The sequence below is a fragment of the Rhodococcus opacus genome, from assembly GCF_012396235.1.
Classification (GTDB): Bacteria; Actinomycetota; Actinomycetes; order Mycobacteriales; family Mycobacteriaceae; genus Rhodococcus_F; species Rhodococcus_F opacus.
This window is the reverse complement of sequence record NZ_JAAXPA010000030.1, coordinates 77,463-93,335: the sequence shown is the minus strand read 5'-3', so window position 1 is coordinate 93,335 and position 15,873 is coordinate 77,463. Positions and strand designations below refer to the sequence as shown.

Sequence of the window (15,873 nt, the reverse complement as noted above, 5' to 3'; positions counted from 1 at the left end):
TTCTCATGACACACTCGATCGGACGGCGCGCGTTGCTCGCCGTCGCGGCACTGGCGGCTCTCACCGTCGCCTCGACGTCCTGTACCCGGCCCGCGACCGAAGCAGCGCAGGGGAGCGGGTTGATCCGCATCTCCGTGGGTGTTGACCCGTCGTATGCGCCGATTTTCCTCGCCGATGCCGAGGGCATGTTCGAGGACGCCGGACTGGACGTTCAGGTGATGCAGACAGAAGGGGGAGCAGCCGGCGCGCAGAACGTTGTGGCAGGGACTTCGGAATTGTCCGGGAACGCCGACTCCACGGCGCTCACCGTCATGGCCGCGAATCCGTCGCTGCGCGCGCTCGGCGCGTTCGAAGATTCCGACCGCTACTTCCAGGTGGCCCTCCGCGAGGGTGTGGAGCCCAAGGACATCGAGACGATGGGTGTGTTCCCCGGTATCGGGCTCTACTTCACCGACTTGTATCTGCGGAGCCTCGGTCGAGACCCGGCGTCGGTCAAGCTCGTGAACACCAGTCCGCCCGAGCAACCGGCGCTGCTCGCCCGCGGTGACATCGACGGATTCCTGTCGTTCGATCCGTGGGTCGAGCAGGCCGTGGAGACAGGCGGTCGTGTCGTCGCGACGACCGGTGACTTCGGAGCCAGGTATTCACAATGGATCCTGGCGTCCGATTCCTGGTTGTCGGCGAACGAGGACGTCGCCGCCCGGGTGTTCGACGTGATCGCCGAGGCCGCTGCAATCACCGATGCCGACCCGGAGCGGGCCGCCAAGGCGATCTCCGACTCGATCCAGATGGATCCGGCCGAGGCCCGTCGGACCGTCTCCCAGATCGATTTCGGGGTGCGCGACTTCACGGACGACGACGTGGCACGAGCGAATCAACTGGTCACCTTCTTCCGAGGCCAGGGCAAGATCACAGGAGAAGTCGATACCTCGCGCGTTCTGCTCCGTGGGTGGGTCACAGACCACCTGAACCAACCCCCGGCCTGACGCTCGGCGACGACGCGTCCGTCCGGTTCGGTCAGCAGAACAGATCGATTCACTGGTACGGGAATGCGACGTAGGTTCGGTTCCAGTGAACGGGCGGACGCCCGCTGGGAACTATGAAACGGAGTCCTTCTGGTGGAAAGCGCAATTCGCGTGGTGGAGTTGTCCAGCCCGCTGAGCCGATTCGCCGGCCGCATCCTGGTCGGACTGGGATACGAGGTTGTCCTGGTCGAACCGCCGGAGGGTGATCCGACGCGACGGGAACTGGACGGCCACACATTTACGCACTGGCACGCCGGAAAGAAATCCGTCGCCATCGACGTCGAGACAGCCGTGGGCCGTGCGGAACTGGCGCGCCTGGTGGCCGGGGCGGACGTATATCTCGATGGCAGCGCCGTCGGCGACGAGCCGATCGAGCCGGCACCGGGATCGGTCGTTCACGTACGGGTCACACCCTTCGGCGTCGACGGTCCGCGCCGCCAGTGGTGCGCCACCGATCTGACGCTCGCGGCCCTCGGTGGAATGCTCGCCCAGGTTGGTGAAGCCGACGGGCCCCCGCTGTCGCTACCTCAGGGGCAAGCCGAACAACTGGCAGGGGTGAACGCCGCGGTCGCGGTGTTGCTCGGCCTCCAGGCGCGGCGTCGGGGCCCGGTCCCCCTGATCGACGTCTCCGCACAGGAATGCGTGGCGGCAGGCCTCGAGGCCGGCGCCCTGGCCTATCTCCACGAGGATCGCGTCCCGGACCGACCCGGTCGGGTGCACCCGTTGGTACCGCACGGCCTGTTCCGGGCCGCTGACGGTTATGTCGGTGGCGGGCTCGGCGGAAGTCCCCGGATGTGGGACGCGCTGGTCTCCTGGCTGGTCGAAGAGGGTGCCCAGGAGGATCTGGACGACCCGAGATGGGCTGACCCCGTCGAGCGGAAAGAGCAGCAGGACCACATCTTTGCCGTGCTGCAGCGTTTCCTCGACAAGTGGCCGAAGGAGGACTTCGCGCGGGCAGCGCAGCAACGCAAGCTGCCGTGGTCGGCCGTCGTCCGACCGGATGAACTGTTGTCGAACCCCCAACTCCAGGCCCGCGACTTCTTCGTCGACGTCGACGAGCCCGGGTCCACCGTTCGAGATCTGGGCTTCTCCTTCCCCTTCCCGGAAGGAGGGAGGACCCGGGCCCTGCCGGTTTCCCCGATCGGTGCGCACCAGGTTCTCCTCGACGAGCCGGAACCCGAAGTCCTCGAACCGACCGTGACCGCATCCGGGCCGGACCTGCTGCCCCTGTCGGGCGTCCGCGTCCTGGACCTCACCTGGGTTCTCGCCGGTCCCTACTGCACTCAGATCTTGGCGGACCACGGCGCCGACGTCATCAAGGTCGAGTCGTCGGGCCGACCCGACCCGACACGGTTCGCGCCGTTCATGCACCTGTCCCGCGGACCACACGACGACCCGAACACCAGCGGGTACTTCAACGACGTCAACAGGAACAAGCGCAGCATCACTCTGGACACGCGTTCCGAGGCAGGACTGGCCGTGCTCGCCGACCTCGTGGCGCAGTCCGACGTGGTGGTCGAGAACTTCAGTTCGTCGGTAATGGAGAAGATGGGCTTCGGATACGAGCGGCTCCGCTCCTTACGTCCGGACGTCGTGTATGTCTCCATGTCGGGGACCGGTCACACCGGACCGCGACGCGACTGGGTCACCTATGCGGACATCGTCTCCGCGGCCACCGGACTGACCGCTCTCACCGGGTGGAGCGCCGACGACGTCGTCGGAGTGATTTACGGTCATGGCGACATCGTCGCAGGATTACACGGCGCCGCAGCGGTTCTCGCCGCCCTCGAGCACAGAGATCGCACCGGCCGCGGTCAGCACATCGATCTCTCCCAGCTGGAGGCGATGGCGTCACACATGGGCACCAGTGTCGTGCAGGCGACGGGTGCCGGACAGCTTCCTGTTCCGCTCGGCAATGCTCATCCCGACATGTCACCGCACGGCGTCTTCCGCTGCCTCGGACCCGACCGCTGGTGCGCGGTCACCGTTCGTGACGACGCGGACTGGACCAGGTTGTGCGCGGTGATCGACCGCCCGCAATGGGCCACGGACGAGCGTTTCCGCACGCCCGAGGCGCGACGGGCGCACGAGTCCGACATCGCGGCGGCGATCACGGCATGGACGTCGCCGCGGCCTGCCGATCTCGTCACCGAGCAACTCCAGCAGGCGGGCGTCCCCGCCGGGACCGTGCAGAACGGGCGGGACCTCGTCGAAGCCGATCCGCATCTGCGTGCCCGCGGTTACTACGTGCCCGCCGTCCATCCCCGTGCGGGAGCCTTTCTCCACCAGGGCGCTCCGATCCGGGTCGGGAAAGCCGTCACGATCCGGCAACCGGCGCCGGTGCTGGGCGCGGACACCGATGCCGTGCTCCGCGAGGTCACCGGCTACTCCGCGGAGACCGTTGCGCGGCTGCGAGCCGACTCGGTCCTCACCTGAGCCGGTCACTTCGATCAGACTTTTCCATTCGACAGCACTCCCGAAGGACAGAACATGCGTGCAGCCCGCTTTCACACATTCGGACACGACCCGATCATCGACGACGTCGAGGTGCCGACCCGGAAACCCGGACAGACCCTCGTCCGGATCGACGCGGCGGCGCTGGGGCACCTCGACCTCACCGTCGGCAGCGGGAACTTCGACATCAAGCCGGCCCTGCCACACGTCGGAGGCACCGACGGGGCCGGCACCGTGATCGAATCGGACATCTTCGACGCCAGTACCCGGGTGCTGGTCCGGGGCGGCGGAGTCGGCCTATTCAAGCCCGGATGCTGGGCCGAGTACCTCGTGGCCGCCGACAAGGTTTTCACTCCGTTCGATTCAGCCCTCGAACCGGCCATCGCGGCCACGTTCTTTCTCCCGAGCACAACCGGTTTCGTCGCGGTGCACGACATCGCCCGCGTCACCGCGGGTGAGCGGGTCCTCGTAGCCGGAGCAGCCGGCGCGGTCGGGTCCATGGCTGCGCAGTTCGCGCTCCTCGCGGGCGCCGACGTGATCGGTGTGGTGCCGCGAGCCGACCAGGTCCCGCTCGTGCCCAATGGTGTCCGACCGGTCGTCGGCCGTGGGCGTGAACTGGCCGACACCCTGGGACCCGATCCGGTGGCGGATGTGCTCGTCGATACCCTCGGTGGCGACTCGCTGCCGTACCTGCTCGAGCGCGTCGTACCGGGCGGGCGGGCCGCGCTGATCGGCTACACGCTGGGGACCGAACTCACGATCGATTTGCCGAACTGGCTGCTCAAAGATGTACAGATGCTGCCGGTCAACATGATTCGCAAGAGTGCGCGACAGGCGGAACTCGCAGCCGACCTCATTCGGCGCCTCGTCGACGGCGAGATCGGCATGGCGGTTCAGGAGTTTCCGCTCGACGACATCGCGTTTGCTCTGCAGATGATGCGTGAAGGGAAGGTCGCCGGCCGCGCGGTCGTCGTACCGTGACCGTCCGCCATCGCACGTTCGCCGAAAGAAGGTGACACCAGTGACGCCCGAATCGGATTCTCTGCTCCTCCCGGCGGCGATGACGATTCCGTCCCTGCTCGTCCAGCGTGCCACCGAGCGGGGCGATCATCTCGCCGTCCGGGCCGGGGACGTGGAGGTGTCCTATCGCGAACTCGTCCAGCGAGCCGCAACGACGGCCGAGGCGCTGTCCCGACATGGGATCGGTCGGGGTGACGCGGTGGCCGCGATGTGCGCCAACCGCATCGAGATGATCGACCTGCTGCTCGGCTGTAGTTGGCTCGGAGCGGTCATGGTGCCGTTGAACACAGCATTGCGTGGCGCCGCCCTCCACAGCGTGCTCGAGCAGTCCGGGGCGCGTCACCTGTTGATCGAGCCCACCTTTCTCTCGCGGCTCCAGCAGACACGATTCACCGGTGAATCCTGGATACTCGGCACCTCGTCCGTTCCCGGGCCGGACGACAGCCGAATCCCCGGACGAGCGGCCGACCCCGCGGTAACCGCGCTCGATACGGCGGCGATATTGTTCACGTCCGGGACTACGGGACACCCGAAAGGGGTCCGCTGCCCGCATGCTCAATCACTGTGGTGGGGGACAGGAGTGGGAGCCTCCCTGGGCTTGGGACCCGACGACGTTCTGTACAACGGCCTTCCTCTGTTCCACACGAATGCGCTCAACACACTGTTCCAGGCGCTGGTTGCGGGAGGAACATTCGTGCTCGGCGAACATTTCTCGGTGCGGCGGTACTGGGCGCAGGTGGCCGACAGCGACGCCACGGTGATCTACCTGCTCGGTGCGATGGTCGCGATGCTCACCGGCCGGGAACCCGGCACGGACGACAAGAAGCACCGCGCCACCCGTGCCCTGGCGCCGGCGACTCCGGCCCGCCTGTGGACTCCCTTTCGTGAGCGTTTCGGCGTCGAACTCGTCGACGGCTACGGCACCACCGAGACGAACCTCGTCCTCGGAACTGTGCCCGGCGATCGCCGACCCGGCTGTCTCGGAACGGTGCGCGACGGCTACGACGCGAAGGTCGTCGACGACGCCGGCGCCACCGTCGCGGACGGCGTTCCCGGCGAACTTGTCGTCCGCACAGACCTTCCCGGAGGATTTGCCACGGGATACCTGTCCGAGCCTCCCCGCGTAGCGGACGACTGGATCTACACCGGTGACCGGGTAGTCCGGGAACCCGACGGTTGGTATCGATTCGTCGATCGCGTCCGCGACGTCATCCGACGGCGCGGCGAGAACATCTCCTCGGCCGAGGTCGAGGAGGCCTTGGCCCGGCATCCAGCGGTCGCGCAGGTCGCGGTCTTCCCCGTGCCGTCGGAACTCGCCGAGGACGAAGTGATGGCAGCGGTGGTCCTCCGGGAAGGAATGCAGGCGGACCCCGATGTCTTACGTCACCATGCGGCGCCTCAGCTGGCGTACTTCGCTCTGCCGCGGTTCATCGATGTCGTCAGTGAACTTCCGTTGACGGAGACCGGCAAGGTCCGCAAGGAGGTACTCCGGGCGCGTGGGGTCGGCAGCGGCACCTGGGATGCCGACGCCGTCTCGTCCCGGTGACCCGGCAGCCGCCTCGAACCACCGGCTACCGGCCGCACCCGTTGAACGAGCACATCGCAGGTGTGCACGCCTCGGCGCCGGCGAAGTCGGTCGCCGAGTATGCGCAGCGCATCGCGTGAAGTGCTCGGGAGATCCCGATGCCCGCGGTTCGTAGGGCGCCGGCAACCCGGCTGACGTTGAGCCGCGCCGTCGGACCTGTTACCGACAGGGCACCCGCGAGGGTGCGGGGTCCGCTGAACACCGGCACCGCAACACTCATGTAGCCGATGCGGGTCTCTTCGACTTCGACTGCGAGTTGCTCGTTGCGCATACGGTCGAGTTGCTGGCGCAGGACGGCGACCGACATCGTGGTGCGGGCGGTGAGGGCGGTGAATCCTTGCTCGATCACCTCGTCGAACACCGACTGTGGCGAGAACGCCAGGATCATCTTCCCGGTCGCGGTGCAGTACAGCGGCAACCGGCCCGCCACCCGCGACTGCTGCTGCAATCCGCGGTGACCGACGATCTTCTCGATATAGAGCACGTCGATACCGTCCCGAACCGCGAAATGCACCGTCTCCTGCGTCGCGAGGAGCAGATCTTCCATATAAGGCAGCGCGGCGTCACGCAGGATGCGCTGCCGGGGGACGAGCTGTCCGAGTTCGAACAGCCGCAGGCCCAAACGGTACTTCGTGCCCGCCCGCTCGAGGAGTCCCCATTCGACGAGTTCGCCGGCCAGCCGGTGCACGGACGCCTTCGCGACACCACTTCGACGTGCGAGTTCGGTGAGCGAGAGGTCGCTGTGCTCGCTCCCGAACGCGTCGAGAATGAGCCGCGCCTTGCCGAGAACGGACGACATGTCCTGTCCGGCAACACGGTGCGCCGACGGGATTGGTACGACCGGGCCGAGGCCGACCGAATGCTGCGCCTCTGTAGTCACTGCTGCCTCCTGGCGATTGGCGGGGCATTCGTCCCGATCACAGCCACGCTAGGGCTGGACGATGGCGAATCGCACGCCACAGGGTCCGGTCACCGGACCCGTCTCGAATTTTCGGGCACGGCCCGCACGTCCGGTGAGTTCAGAAAGGACCGGACCGCAGCAGCCACCCGCGGTGCCTCGCGCTCGATCAACGCAACGGTCCCGTCCTCGATCACCTCTTCGCGTACGACCCGCGCCCCGGTGAGCTGTTTCCTCAACGTCGGTAGGTGGGGCATCGAGAACGGGTCTGCACCGGCGGCGAGCAGCAGCACCGGCGTCGTGACCGCTCCGATGCGGTCCGCCACCTGGTAACGAGCGCAGGCACGGTGTCCCTCGGCGGGATCGACACCGTGCGCGAGGGCGTCGCGCAGGAAGCGGTCGAGCAAATCCGTCGCCGGGTCCGGGTAATACGGTCGTCTCAGGTTCCACAGGGTCTGCAGGTGGCTGCCGTCAGGCTTGCGGACGGCGCGGTCCACGCTTCCCGAACCCGATTCGTTGTTGCTCTCCGTCCATGGGCAGGAGGACAGCACCACGGCTTCGACTCGCCCGGGGCGGCCGGCAGCCATCTCCATCGCGACCGCGGCGCCGGTGTGATGCCCGAGGACCGCCACCGGTCCGGCGTTCACGGCGTCGAGGAATTCCCAGGCGGCGTCGGCGAACGCCTCGATCGTCTGCGGCGGAGCGAGTGACGCACTCGCTCCGAATCCCACCATGTCCAGGGCGAGAACCCGGAACTCGTCCGCCAGGAGCGGGATCAACTCGCGGAACTCGTCCCAGGACCGCGGGGTCTGATGCAGCAGGAGGAGCGGCAGGCCACTGCCCGATTCCGCATAGTGCAGTTGCCCGAACCTCGTGTCGGCGTATCCGAACCGGATCGCCATCAGTAGGCCGTGACCATCGGGGTGTCCACGCCGATGACGTCGATCTTCGCGGCGCCGCCCGGATTGCCCACCGGCTCCGCCCGGGTCGGCAGGACCTCGAGGAAGAAACGCTTCGCGTCCTCCTTGAAGTCGGGGTCTGCCTTCCGATCCACCGTGATCGCCTCGACCGGGCAGGCGAGTTCGCAGGCGCCGCAGTCGATGCACTCGTTCGGATTGATGTAGAGCTTGCGCCCGCCCTCGTAAATGCAGTCGACCGGGCACTCCTCCATGCAGGAGCGATCCATGTAGTCGATACATGCGTCGCCTATGACGAATGCCATTGTCAGCTCTCCTTTTCCGTGGAATGGCCCGGGAAGATCTCAGCGTCCGGATCGAGGACGGCAGCGGCGTTGTTGACTGCGGTTGCCGCCTCACCGAATCCGACGGCGATGAGACGAACCTTCCCCGGGTAGTCGGTGATGTCGCCGGCCGCATACACGCGCGGCACGGTGGTCTCCATTCGGGTGTTGACGACGATGTGGCGCGAATCGATCTCGAGTCCCCACTCGATCATCGGTCCGAGGTCGGCGGTGAACCCGAGAGCGGCGATGACGGATTGCGCCGGCAACGTGGTGGTGGTCTCGTCGAGTTTGTGGGCGACGTCCACCTCCGTGACCCATCCGTTGCCGCGGACCGCGACAATGTCCGCATTGACCAGCATGCGCACAGTGCTCTCGCGGACCTTCGTCACCGTCGCCGCGTGAGCACGGAACTTGTCGCGACGATGCACCAGGGTTACCGACGACGCGATCGGCTCGAGATGGGCCGCCCAGTCGAAGGCGCTGTCGCCGCCGCCCACGATTACCACGTCCTTACCGGTGTGCGCGGAAAGGTCGGGCACGAAGTAGCTGAGACCGCGGTCGACGAAATCGAGCCCCTTCACGAGAGGGCGCGGCGTGAATGTCCCGATCCCGCCGGTGATCACGACCGCACCGGCGGTGACGGTGCGACCTTTGCTCGTCCCGATCACGACTCGTCCGTCTTCGGCGTGATTCAGTGTCCGGGCCTGCTCGCCGAGCAGATACGCCGGATCGAACGGCGCGGCTTGAGCGAGCAATCCGTTCACGAGATCTCGCCCCTTCACGGACGGGAAGCCCGCGATGTCGAGGATCGCCTTCTCCGGGTACATCGCGCTCACCTGGCCACCGGGCTCGGAAAGAGCGTCGAGAACGGCGACCCGGAGTCCGCGGAAGCCGGCGTAGTACGCACCGTAGAGACCGGCCGGGCCGGCACCGATAATGAGAATGTCGACGTCGAGGTCCGTGCCGGTCGACGCGTTGAGCGAAGCGTTCATGCCGGCAACGTTAATCATGTTGCCGCGCCGGATAAATGAAACCGGTCCGGTCAGCAGACTGTGTTCATTCCTGCCGCTGACACGAACGGACACGAACACGGAAAGGCGGGTCCACCGGCGAAGGAGAAATGCCGGTGGACCCGCCTGTAGCTCTGCTCTGTCTGTGCCGGAGTCGTCCGACGCCTCGTTACCCGGTGCTCTGTGCACGGGGTAACGGTGCGAGGACTACTACTTGACGCCGTACCGCGTCAGGTACCGGCCCGACAACACCCTCAGGACACGGTCGAACAGAAAGCCCATGATCCCGAGCACAATGATGCCCACAAACGTCCAGTCGATGCGCCCGTAGTTCCGGGCCTGCCAGATCATCGAACCGATGCCGTGGTCGGCTGCCACGATCTCGGCGGAGACGATGGTCAGGAAGCTGTTGCCCATCGCGAGACGGGCGCCGGTGACGATGCCCGGCACCGACGACGGCAGCACCACCGTCTTCATGATCTGCAGTTTGCCGGCTCCCAGGTTGGCGGCAGCCTGCAGTTTGTTCTCGCTGATCGCGACGGTCGCGGCGATCGTGCTCACGGTGACGATGAACACCGAGGTGTAGAAGATCAGCACTATCTTGGACGTCTCACCGATGCCGAACCACACCACCGCCAATGTCACGAACGCGATCGGGGGGATGAAACGGAAGAATTCGATATACGGGTCGAGCAGTTGACGCACGAGGTTGACGCGGCCCATGAGAATGCCGACGGGGGCGCCGATCACTACGCCGAGACTCCACCCGACCAGAATGCGCTGGGCCGACGCCCAGATCGATGTCCAGAGGACACCGCTTTCCGCCAGTTCCCTTGCTGCTGTGACGACTTGAGCGGGAGAGGCGATGGTCGTCGGGCCGTACCACCAGGCGAGGAATGACCACACCCCTAGACCGATGACCGCGGAAGCGACCCACAACGCCGCCGTGCGCAGGGCGGCCCCACCTGCGCTCGAGCGTCTCGTTCGGGCCGGTTGCGCTCGTTCGCTGCGGGTGGGGACGGTGTTCTGTACCGCTGCGGTCATAGCTGGTCCTCCTCGATGCCCTGATTGCGGAGCGAGGCCACGACCTCGGCGCGGATGTCGTCACGCAACTTCTCGTACATGTCGATCACGTCGGGGTGCGCCCTGTCCCGTGGGCGCTGTGCGTGCACCTCGTAGATGCTCTTGATTCGCGCCTTGGGTCCGGCTGACATCACCACCACACGGTCGGCGAGCGTCAAGGCCTCGTCGATGTCATGTGTGACGAACACGACGGTGCACCCGGTGTGCCGCCAGATTCTGTCGAGCTCGACCTGCAGGACCTGCCGGGTCTGAGCGTCGAGTGCGCCGAAGGGTTCATCCATCAACACCAGCGACGGTTGGTTGGCCAGCACTCGCGCGATCTGAACCCGTTGCCGCATACCGCCCGACAGCTGTGCCGGAAACTTCTTCCCCGCGTGTGGGAGCCCGACCATCGCGAGGTACTCGGCGGCGATGCGCGCCTGGTCGGCCTTGTTGGCTCCGTGCATCCTGGGTCCGTAGGCGACGTTCTGGGTCACGGTCATCCACTCGAACAGGGCCTCGGAACTTTGGAAGACCATGCCGGCGTGCGGGTTGCTGCCGTTCACCTCGTCGCCATTGCAGGTGATCTCGCCGGCGCGGGGCTCGATGAAGCCGGCCATCGCGGACAACAGTGTCGACTTGCCGCACCCCGACGGGCCGAGCAGACATACGAACTCGCCTGGTCGCACCTCGAGGTCGATTCCCGACACGATCTCGGCGGCTCCGAAACTGATGCCCAGATCGCGGACCTCGACGGGGACGCCGGTGACGGTTCTGCCCGAAGTGGGCACGGCGGCCGGGCCGCCCGATGCAACGGCGGTCGTGCCGCCGCTGGGGACCGCGGTTGTGCCGCGTGTGGGGACGGTCATTTCTTTTCCTCCTGGTACCAATCGAGCAGCATGGCCGAGGCCAGATCCGGCTGCTCGGAGAGAACGCCGATCTTCTCGTAGAAGTCGACGATCGACTGTGCGGACTCGATGCTCTTGTCGGTCAGGTTCTCGACGCCGAAGTCGATCTCGTCGACCGCGGTGACGGTCTGATCGTCGGCGACGTTGACGGCTTTCCTGGTCGCGGTGGCGGCGGTTCGAGGATCGGACTCCACCCGCGCGGTGGCCTCGACGAGCACCCGGGCAACCGCACGGGCGGTGCCCTCGTTCTTGTCGAGCCAGGGCTCGGTCGTGATCGCCCAGTGGTGGTAGAACCAGTCGAAGTCACCGGTGACGGCAGCGACGTGCCCGCTGCCCTGCGCGAGCGCGGTGGCGGGCCACGGTTCCCACAGGACGTATCCGTCGATGTCACCCCGGTCGAGGAGCGCCGGCATGTCCGTGGGGGTGGCGGAGACCATCTCGACCGAGCCGGCAGGAACTCCGTTGGCCTGGAGGTATCTGTCGGTCGAGATCTGGCTCAGCCCCGGGACGATGCCCATCTTGCGGATGTCAGCGGCCGCGTCGACCCCGTTACGCAACACCACCTTGAGGTAGTCGCCGGACACCTCGTACGAGTACAGCGCCCGCAGGGACGGATTCTGGCGTAGCTGCGCGATCGTCGTGGTGTCCGAACTGCCGGCCAGCTGGACCTGGCCGGTCGCGAGCGCGTCGACGGCTTCGCCACCCCGGCCGAACTGGACCAGCTCGACGTCGAGGCCGGCATCGGCGAACATGCCCTCCTGGTCGGCGACGAAGAAGGGCGCGTACGACGCGTCGATGCCCACGGCGATCCGGAGCGGACCGCCGGCGGAATCGGCGGCGGTCTGCGTGGCGGGGCGGCTGCACGCCCCGGTCGAGACCGTGAGAACCACCGCCGCTGAGGCAAGTGTCACCTTGCCGAGTATCGATCGCCAGGCCATGTTTGTACACCTCCTATTGTGATCTGGACCTCATTTATGGGGCTGTGGTGAAGAAACCTAATGCCACCTCGATGGGGCGTGAATCAACCGGGTCCACCGTGCGGACCGGGCCGCGGAAATTACCCGCGCGGAACATCGTGGCCGGTAGGTGCAGCTTGTTCGAAACGCGCAAGAAATACATCGGCGTTTCCGGCGAGTGCGGTCGCCGGGCGGGGACTGAACTACGTGGCAAAGTCAGTCAGACCATCCCGTCGATTCATCCCGAACATCGAGTTCGAGTTCGTCCCGGGCCTCAGAATGCACCCCCACGACATCGAGGAATCCGCACGCCCCAGCACGGGCGTGGAGGCCTTGGCCGCAGCGGCAGCTGCAGGGCGCCGAAGGCGCTGAACGACTTTCGATGCACGAAGCCGGCCGCGCTCGAGGACGCGGCCGGCTTCACGGTTTCGTGTTGTCGGCTCCGGTCAGACGACGCTCTTCACGCGCTCGGACGCCTTCGCCAGGAACTCCAGACTCAGCGGGTTGTACAGTGCCGCCTGTTCGTGCTGGGGCCAGTGGCCGCATTCCGGATACAGCTGCAGCTGAGCACCGGCGATGTCCGCGGCCATCTTCTCGGCCTCCGGCACGTCCCCGAAGGGGTTCTCGTGGCCCCATACGACCAGTGTCGGTGCCTGGATGCGTGCGAGCCGATCGGGCCGGAGCAGGTTTCGCTGACGCGTGTCCATGTCCTGCAGCGACAGCAGGTTGTGAATGTTGGCGACGAAATCGGGCTGGTGGTAGATCCGGTGCCGGGCCTCCACCAGTTCCTCGGTGGCGTTGACCGGGTCGTGCATCAGCAGGTGCAGCCGGGCACGGGTGAGTTCGATGTCGTTGCTCTGGACGGCCTTGGTGGTCGAAGTGCGAATGCGCTGCATCACGTCGGGGTTTGCGACGGTGCCTCCGGCGGCGAGCAGTTGTAGCGACAGCACTCGCTCGGGCTGCTCACTTGCGAGGTACGCGGCAACCCAGCCGCCCAGCGATTCTCCGACGAGGTGGACCTTGTCCAGCCCGACCGCGTCGAGGTAGTTCACGAGATGCTCTACATAGCGCGGAATTTCGTACGGGTAATCCGGTTTGCCCGTGTAGCCGTGGCCCAGCATGTCGATCGCGTGGCACTCGTAGTACGGAGCATGTGCGGCGATGTTACGCGCGAAGGCTTCCAGGTGACCGCTGGTGCCGTGGAGGAAGATCACTGCCTCCTCGCCCGCGCCGGCCTGTAGCGACCGGGTGGGAACTCCGGCGGCGTCCACCGTCTTGACCGCGAAGTCGAGTCCGGCGAGTTCGTTCCAGATTGTCATGTGTGTGTCCTTTGTCGGGTGTGAAGGGTTGACGAGTCACGGCGCGAGCGGCCGAGTGGTGGGATCGAGGACGACGACGCCCATCCCCGTGAGCCATTCCGGCATGGGTTCGTAGGCAAGGCGTTCCGCGGGAACGTAGTTCACCATCGCGGCCATCATGAGCCAGGTGCGGAGTTCTTGCGCACCGTTACCTGCCTCGGTGTCGACCTCGTCGGTCGAGAACTCCGCGAGTTCGGCCGCCTTGCCGGTCTCGAAAAGATCGAGGATCCGGTCGTCGAACTCCGGTGAGATGGCCGCCTCGGCTGCGCGGATGATCTCCCGCCGGCGCACGTCGTAGTCCGACCAGTTCTCGCGACCGTCGAGCCAGGCCTGCACCATGAAGTCGTCGTCCTCACCGTGCGGATCACGCCAGTCCGGCCATGGCAGCCGGTGCGACAGACCACCGGACGCGATCACGACCACCCGCTTGTCCTCCGGATACGAGTCGAGCGCCGCGCGGAGCGCGTGTGCGAGCGCCTCACAGCGCCCGAAGGTCGGCAGCGGTGGTGCGAAGACGTTGACGACCAGAGGCACGATGGGCACGTCGAGGTCCGCCAGCAGGTACTGGATGGCATGCGACTGCCCGTGGTCGATCTGCAGGCGGGCGGAGAATGCGAGATCGAACCGTCCGCTCTCCACCACCTGCGCGGCGAGGTGGCCGGCCAGGTGCGCGTCGACACGCTGCGGGCCCTTCGGGGTACCCGACTCGCCGCTCGCGATGCACTCGCCCACGCTGAGCGTGAAGGGCGGAACGAGATCGAGCCAGAATCCTCTGAAGTGATTCGACCCAAGCAGGATCACCACGTCGGGCCGCGCCGCGGCGATCCGCTCCCGCGCAGTGACCAGCGCCTCCCGGAAGCGTTCCGCCTCGGCTTTGTGTGTTGTTTCCTCCCAATGGGTGTTCATGAGGGTGCTGTGCGACGCACCCACCCCCAAGACGATCTCGGCCATCAGCCTGTTCCTACTTCCTCGAGTGTGCGGGTCGCCGTGTCGACGGCAACACGGATCAGGTATCGGGTAAGCTTTTCGGCCTCGGCCAGGTCGACGGTGTTCATCCCCATGGCGAAGTCCACCTCGAACGGTGCGTCCACCACCTTGGGCATGCCGACCCGTATGGTCGGGATTCCCCGGCTGCGCAGGATGTTCGCGTCCGTTGCGCCACTGGCGTCGTGCACCGCGCGGTGCGGTTGGCCCTCGGCCGCCTCCCAGGCTGCTACGGCACTGCGGCAGAGCCACATCCGCTCGTCGGACGACTCGCCCGGGATCGATAGGATCTGCTCCACGTCGATGCGGGCGTCCAGTTCGGTGGCTATCCGCCGCACAGCGTCGACCAGTTCGCGTTTGGCGGCGGTCGGTGTGGTCCGTGGGCTCAGGCGCAGATCCACCATCATCCGCACCTGAGCCGGGGTGAACGAGGCGGTCCGCTCGCACCCGCCCCGGATGTTCGCGACCATGCCCTGGGGAAGCACCAGCCCGCTCCGGTGCGCCTGCGAGTACTGCGGGAACCATCGCTCCAGGCGTACTGCCACCTCGCCCGCCAGTGCGACGGGGTTGCGGTACGGCAGCCGATGCCGGGATCCGACGTAAGTGTGGGTGCCGTGCACGGTGACCTCGAACCAGGCCAGGCCCACCTCCTCCCATGAGACCGTCCACCCGGGCTTGGCGATGAGCGCGAAATCTGCCCAGACTCCCTGTTCGAGCAGGAACGAACAGCCCACGCCCTGGCCGGTGTTCCGGCGCGGATTTCCCACGCCCGGACGAGGGTTCGTCGGCATTCCGCCGGCTCCGAAACCCGCGATAAGGTCGCCGGTGAGTGGTATGCCCGCAGCGTGCACTGCTTCGATCGCCGCCATGACGCAGGCGGCATGCCCCTTCGGATTCGAAGCGCCGAGGCCGATGACGTAGTCGCCCTCGCTGTCGGCTCGCGCCGTCATGTCGGGACGGAGCGTCTCCGCCGCCCAGGGCACGTCTTCCTCGCTGTTGCCGCTGGTGACGGTGTCGATCGGGGCGTACAGCATGAGGTCCGGCCCCGACCCGTCACCGCGCAGCCGTGCCCACGAGTTGGCTTGGCGGTCGTCGAGATCCATCGTGTGCGCTTCGATGCCGCTGGCCGTGAACGTCTCTGTGATGTGTTGTGCGAGTGGCGCTTCGTCGCCGGTCGGGCTGGCGATGTCCACCAGGCCGATGATCAGCTCCCGTAATCGCTCCCGATCGACCGTCGCCCACGCCTGTTCGGTCCAGGTACGGCGCTGCTCGTCGAGGCCCGCGAGCGGGGTTGCGGTTGCGGCCGTCACGAGTTGATCCGGTGAACCTGGGTGTTGCTGCGTGCGGCGACGAAACGCCATGCCCTCGGC

General features: G+C 66.6%; 14 protein-coding genes. 4 read left to right on the top strand and 10 right to left on the bottom strand.

Features of this window, described 5'->3' with window-relative positions:
• Positions 1-5: 5 nt before the first annotated feature.
• The 4 genes from HGB39_RS30560 to HGB39_RS30545 all read left to right on the top strand — a co-directional run bounded on the left by HGB39_RS30560 (position 6) and on the right by HGB39_RS30545 (position 6,045).
• Positions 6-986, top strand: coding sequence for an ABC transporter substrate-binding protein (locus tag HGB39_RS30560; protein ID WP_005562221.1), 981 nt, complete (start codon positions 6-8; stop codon positions 984-986).
• A 132-nt stretch (positions 987-1,118) separates the two neighbouring features.
• The gene (locus HGB39_RS30555; RefSeq protein WP_248949664.1) at positions 1,119-3,461 is read left to right on the top strand and encodes a CaiB/BaiF CoA-transferase family protein; all 2,343 of its coding nucleotides are present in this window, start codon (positions 1,119-1,121) and stop codon (positions 3,459-3,461) included.
• Positions 3,462-3,515: 54 nt separating this feature from the next.
• Positions 3,516-4,460 carry a quinone oxidoreductase family protein gene (locus HGB39_RS30550; RefSeq protein WP_005562217.1) on the top strand — a complete coding sequence of 315 codons (945 nt, stop codon included), beginning with the start codon at positions 3,516-3,518 and terminating at the stop codon, positions 4,458-4,460.
• Between the two features lie 40 nt (positions 4,461-4,500).
• Positions 4,501-6,045 (top strand): AMP-binding protein, encoded by a 1,545-nt coding sequence (locus HGB39_RS30545; RefSeq protein ID WP_005562215.1) that lies wholly within the window; start codon positions 4,501-4,503, stop codon positions 6,043-6,045.
• A gap of 25 nt (positions 6,046-6,070) precedes the next feature.
• On the opposite strand, the gene HGB39_RS30540 is transcribed toward HGB39_RS30545, so the two are convergent.
• From HGB39_RS30540 to HGB39_RS30495, 10 genes are all read right to left on the bottom strand, one after another.
• Positions 6,071-6,964, bottom strand: a complete 894-nt coding sequence (locus HGB39_RS30540) for an IclR family transcriptional regulator (protein ID WP_005260602.1) — start codon at positions 6,962-6,964, stop codon at positions 6,071-6,073.
• 89 nt (positions 6,965-7,053) lie between these two features.
• Positions 7,054-7,884, bottom strand: a complete 831-nt coding sequence (locus HGB39_RS30535; protein WP_005562211.1) for an alpha/beta fold hydrolase — start codon at positions 7,882-7,884, stop codon at positions 7,054-7,056.
• On the bottom strand, positions 7,884-8,204 hold the full coding sequence (locus tag HGB39_RS30530; protein ID WP_043787579.1) for a 4Fe-4S dicluster domain-containing protein: 321 nt from the start codon (positions 8,202-8,204) through the stop codon (positions 7,884-7,886). The genes HGB39_RS30535 and HGB39_RS30530 overlap by 1 nt, the downstream gene beginning before the upstream one ends.
• 2 nt (positions 8,205-8,206) lie before the next feature.
• The gene (locus HGB39_RS30525; protein ID WP_005260599.1) at positions 8,207-9,217 is read right to left on the bottom strand and encodes an NAD(P)/FAD-dependent oxidoreductase; all 1,011 of its coding nucleotides are present in this window, start codon (positions 9,215-9,217) and stop codon (positions 8,207-8,209) included.
• Between the two features lie 228 nt (positions 9,218-9,445).
• Positions 9,446-10,279 carry an ABC transporter permease gene (locus tag HGB39_RS30520; protein WP_005562206.1) on the bottom strand — a complete coding sequence of 278 codons (834 nt, stop codon included), beginning with the start codon at positions 10,277-10,279 and terminating at the stop codon, positions 9,446-9,448.
• Positions 10,276-11,166: an ABC transporter ATP-binding protein gene (locus HGB39_RS30515; protein WP_005562204.1), complete on the bottom strand. Its 891-nt coding sequence runs from the start codon at positions 11,164-11,166 to the stop codon at positions 10,276-10,278. The genes HGB39_RS30520 and HGB39_RS30515 overlap by 4 nt, the downstream gene beginning before the upstream one ends.
• On the bottom strand, positions 11,163-12,116 hold the full coding sequence (locus tag HGB39_RS30510) for an ABC transporter substrate-binding protein (RefSeq protein WP_240482866.1): 954 nt from the start codon (positions 12,114-12,116) through the stop codon (positions 11,163-11,165). Before HGB39_RS30510 ends, HGB39_RS30515 begins: the two co-directional genes overlap by 4 nt.
• A 491-nt stretch (positions 12,117-12,607) precedes the next feature.
• Entirely contained in the window at positions 12,608-13,480 is an 873-nt protein-coding gene (locus tag HGB39_RS30505; protein WP_005562201.1) for an alpha/beta fold hydrolase, read from the bottom strand.
• A 36-nt stretch (positions 13,481-13,516) separates the two neighbouring features.
• Complete coding sequence (locus HGB39_RS30500; protein ID WP_005562199.1) at positions 13,517-14,470, bottom strand: DODA-type extradiol aromatic ring-opening family dioxygenase; 954 nt, start codon at positions 14,468-14,470, stop codon at positions 13,517-13,519.
• Entirely contained in the window at positions 14,470-15,813 is a 1,344-nt protein-coding gene (locus tag HGB39_RS30495) for a M20 family metallopeptidase (protein WP_005562197.1), read from the bottom strand. The genes HGB39_RS30500 and HGB39_RS30495 overlap by 1 nt, the downstream gene beginning before the upstream one ends.
• Positions 15,814-15,873: the final 60 nt, after the last annotated feature.

Excerpts from the sequence above, each read along its gene's own strand:
- HGB39_RS30560 (WP_005562221.1), top strand. The coding sequence starts at position 6 with ATGACACACTCGATCGGACGGCGCGCGTTGCTCGCCGTCGCGGCACTG.
- HGB39_RS30550 (WP_005562217.1), top strand. The coding sequence starts at position 3,516 with ATGCGTGCAGCCCGCTTTCACACATTCGGACACGACCCGATCATCGAC.
- HGB39_RS30535 (WP_005562211.1), bottom strand. The coding sequence starts at position 7,884 with ATGGCGATCCGGTTCGGATACGCCGACACGAGGTTCGGGCAACTGCAC.
- HGB39_RS30530 (WP_043787579.1), bottom strand. The coding sequence starts at position 8,204 with ATGGCATTCGTCATAGGCGACGCATGTATCGACTACATGGATCGCTCC.
- HGB39_RS30525 (WP_005260599.1), bottom strand. The coding sequence starts at position 9,217 with ATGAACGCTTCGCTCAACGCGTCGACCGGCACGGACCTCGACGTCGAC.
- HGB39_RS30520 (WP_005562206.1), bottom strand. The coding sequence starts at position 10,279 with ATGACCGCAGCGGTACAGAACACCGTCCCCACCCGCAGCGAACGAGCG.
- HGB39_RS30515 (WP_005562204.1), bottom strand. The coding sequence starts at position 11,166 with ATGACCGTCCCCACACGCGGCACAACCGCGGTCCCCAGCGGCGGCACG.
- HGB39_RS30505 (WP_005562201.1), bottom strand. The coding sequence starts at position 13,480 with ATGACAATCTGGAACGAACTCGCCGGACTCGACTTCGCGGTCAAGACG.
- HGB39_RS30500 (WP_005562199.1), bottom strand. The coding sequence starts at position 14,470 with ATGGCCGAGATCGTCTTGGGGGTGGGTGCGTCGCACAGCACCCTCATG.